Below are 1558 nucleotides of genomic sequence, written 5' to 3'. Positions count from 1 at the left end.
TATTTATAACTGGGGAGTTTGATTTAGGGCCCTACTTTTATTTTATGCTGTCCTTTTTACGATTATGAACTTTGGTTCAGATTTCGTGTCAAGTGAAAACTCTGCGGTTGGCTCGGAGATTTTTACATCCCTACTTGCTATTGATGCTAATGAGCTTTTAAACTTCTTTGGAGATTTGAACTTCTCACCTACCGGAGTTTTAAGGAGTTCCTTAACCCAGGAGAACTTATCCTCAGGAGGAGCTACGATTCTAATATGTTCTTTTTGCATATCTATTAATTTATTATCCCTTTTTTCATTCCGAAGTAAACGATCTGCTTACTGTCTTGTAGTCCCGTTTTCTGTCTGATGCTTTTCAGATGAGACAGCACGGTGTAATAGCTTATGTTCAGATCCCACGCAATATTCTTATCAATCATTACTGATCTTTCAACGATTTCGATTTCTCTTTTGGTAAGGATACCAACTTCAAAATCTAAGCTCGGTATACCGTAATTGTTTGCTAGTAGGTTCATGGTAGTAGTTATTTGCTATATGCTGTTTTAATTGTTATGTTTATCTTTGTTGAGTTGAACAATACAAATGTACTGAATAAATAGAGTATACAAAATATTTCACTGTATTTTTTCAGTGTTATTTTGTAACTACCTGACAATCAATAATAAAATTTTAAGATGAGTAGTGAAATTCCGGATTTTAATGACAGATGCACATTAGTTCTGCTTCAGAAGAAGAAGGGAAAAAGCAGCAAAGAAACAAAAAAGATCAAAACTCTTATTTTCCAGTACCCTAACCATGAGATCCACGAAGACAGGGTTATTGGGTTTTTAATTAGAGAAGGATTTTTAGAAGTGAACGGACTCATGCCAAATTTGGAAGATGAGAATGGATATCCTGTACAGAATCCAGATAGCAGCCCTTATCTAGAGACTACAAAAATTGGCGAAACAGCACTTATTAATGGATACTTCCCTTCCGATTACGCTGCTAGGGTATATGATGTTAAGGCTAAGCGGTTACAAACGATGTTAGCGATCGGTGGAGTTTTATTAGGTGTCGTTGGATGGGTAATAGGATATTTAAGTAACAAATGTTAGACAATAAAACACTGAATAAATATAGCAAAAATGGAGTATCCAATAAGAAATAGGCTAAAAGAATATCTTAAGTCCATAAATATTAGTGAAGGTGCGTTTGAAACAAAATGCGGTCTTTCCTCTGGATACGTAAGCGGAATAAAAAGCGGAGTCGGATCATCAACAATTGGAAAGATTCAAAGCGCTTTTCCGGATCTTAATACATCCTGGCTTTTAACTGGACAAGGAGATAAACTAAATAGTAAAACCACATCTAATAACGCTAAACCTTTACACGAAGTGCAATACCCAATAGAACCAGGAGAATCTCCATTTATAGACATGGGCAACGGTCAGTACACTATGCTTGTACCGTTAGTTGATGAATACGCTTATGGTAGCTTCCCAGCTGGATTTAAGGACCCGGAATATGTAGAAGATCTGAAAAAAATATCAATAACTGTTGACAAACAGCACAGAGG

Annotated in this window: 4 protein-coding genes; 2 read left to right on the top strand and 2 right to left on the bottom strand. The window is 36.0% G+C overall.

Features of this window, described 5'->3' with window-relative positions:
• Window positions 1-42 precede the first annotated feature (42 nt).
• The gene (locus AC1DG9_RS26880; protein WP_477611909.1) at window positions 43-270 is read right to left on the bottom strand and encodes a hypothetical protein; all 228 of its coding nucleotides are present in this window, start codon (window positions 268-270) and stop codon (window positions 43-45) included.
• A gap of 5 nt (window positions 271-275) precedes the next feature.
• Window positions 276-515 (bottom strand): helix-turn-helix transcriptional regulator, encoded by a 240-nt coding sequence (locus AC1DG9_RS26875; protein WP_477611908.1) that lies wholly within the window; start codon window positions 513-515, stop codon window positions 276-278.
• 159 nt (window positions 516-674) lie between these two features.
• Between AC1DG9_RS26875 and AC1DG9_RS26870 the strand changes: the two genes are divergently transcribed.
• Together AC1DG9_RS26870 and AC1DG9_RS26865 are read left to right on the top strand one after the other, a co-directional pair.
• Window positions 675-1097: a hypothetical protein gene (locus tag AC1DG9_RS26870; protein ID WP_477611907.1), complete on the top strand. Its 423-nt coding sequence runs from the start codon at window positions 675-677 to the stop codon at window positions 1095-1097.
• Between the two features lie 30 nt (window positions 1098-1127).
• On the top strand, window positions 1128-1558 hold a 431-nt coding region (locus AC1DG9_RS26865), incomplete at its 3' end, for a hypothetical protein (RefSeq protein ID WP_477635670.1).

Source organism: Pedobacter sp. 05L430 (assembly GCF_056397585.1).
Note: the sequence above shows the minus strand (reverse complement) of the source record. Positions and strands in the feature narration are given on the sequence as shown.

What these genes read in the sequence shown, in the direction of transcription:
- AC1DG9_RS26870 (WP_477611907.1), top strand. Translation starts at nt 675, where the DNA reads ATGAGTAGTGAAATTCCGGATTTTAATGACAGATGCACATTAGTTCTG.
- AC1DG9_RS26875 (WP_477611908.1), bottom strand. Translation starts at nt 515, where the DNA reads ATGAACCTACTAGCAAACAATTACGGTATACCGAGCTTAGATTTTGAA.
- AC1DG9_RS26880 (WP_477611909.1), bottom strand. Translation starts at nt 270, where the DNA reads ATGCAAAAAGAACATATTAGAATCGTAGCTCCTCCTGAGGATAAGTTC.